This window comes from Maribacter ulvicola (assembly GCF_900155985.1).
Taxonomy (GTDB): domain Bacteria; phylum Bacteroidota; class Bacteroidia; order Flavobacteriales; family Flavobacteriaceae; genus Maribacter; species Maribacter ulvicola.
The window spans coordinates 1-1,223 of the sequence record NZ_FTMA01000024.1; the positions used below are offsets into that span (position 1 = coordinate 1).

A 1,223-nucleotide genomic window follows, 5' to 3' on the forward strand; every position below is an offset into this window, starting at 1 on the left:
TGACCTCCTCCCTTTAAACCGGACCGTTTAATACTAGAGAAAACCGGGCGAATAAATGTTTAACTTTAAATAGATTATTTGCTTATGAAACGATCAAAGTATTCAGAGTCGCAGATCGTATTTGCGATCAAACAGGTAGAAACGGGTACACGTATCCAAGAGGTCTGCCGAAAGATGGGAATCAGCGAGGCCACCTTTTACAATTGGAAGAAGAAATATGGAGGTCTCGGGGTTTCGGAACTACGAAGGTTAAAAAACCTAGAGGAGGAGAATTCCCAGCTTAAAAAGCTTGTTGCGGACCTTAGCCTTGACAAACAGATCCTACAAGATGTACTGAAAAAAAAGTTCTGAGACCAGCTCGAAAACGGGAGATGGTCTGCAACATACGCATGGAGTACAATATCTCCATAAACCGTTGTACCAGCTTGGTGCTGTTGCACAAAAGTGTGTTCTATTATAAAATGCAGGGGAGGAACGATGAGCTTCTTCGGATGCGTATGAACGAGATAGCCTCCGTCAGGGTACGTTATGGATTCTGGCGCATATATATCCTTTTGAGAAGGGAAGGCTTTATGGACAACCATAAGCGCATGTACAGGGTCTATTGCGAGGAAGGCCTGAACCTGAGGTCCAAGCGGCCCAAAAGAAATCGTTCTGCCGCAAATAGGCAACCAAATGAAGGCAACGCCTCTAGTTTAAACGAGTGCTGGAGCATGGATTTTGTCTCTGACCAGCTGTACAACGGCAGTAGGTTCAGGGGCTTAACTGTAGTGGATAATTATAGTAGAAAATGCCTTGCCATCCATGCGGGCAAGTCCTTAAAAGGAAGTGATGTAGTACAGGTCATGGAAACCATTACCTTTGGGGGCGAAGTGCTTCCAAAACGCATAAAAGTGGACAACGGCAGCGAGTTCATCAGCAAGGTTTTGGATAAATGGGCTTATGAAAATAAAGTGGAACTGGATTTCTCAAGGCCTGGAAAACCTACCGACAACCCGTTTATCGAAAGCTTCAACGGTTCGTTCAGGGACGAATGTCTCAATGCCAACTGGTTCTTTTCCCTTGCGGATGCACAGGAAAAGTTCGATATTTGGAGAAAGGATTATAACGGCTTCAGGCCTCACAGCTCGTTGGGGGACATGTCCCCCAACGAATATATCGAAAAGAATCAAAATAGCCCGGATTCTCTACTTTTGACCGGTACATAATATGGGAGGAGGTCA

1 protein-coding gene is annotated in these 1,223 nt (G+C 45.0%); it reads left to right on the forward strand.

The features are described from left to right. Positions 1–84 precede the first annotated feature (84 nt). A protein-coding gene (locus BW936_RS19315; RefSeq protein ID WP_143744231.1) for an IS3 family transposase occupies positions 85–1,208 on the forward strand; the annotation gives its coding sequence in 2 pieces (ribosomal slippage) (positions 85–337 and positions 337–1,208; 1,125 coding nt in all). Positions 1,209–1,223: the final 15 nt, after the last annotated feature.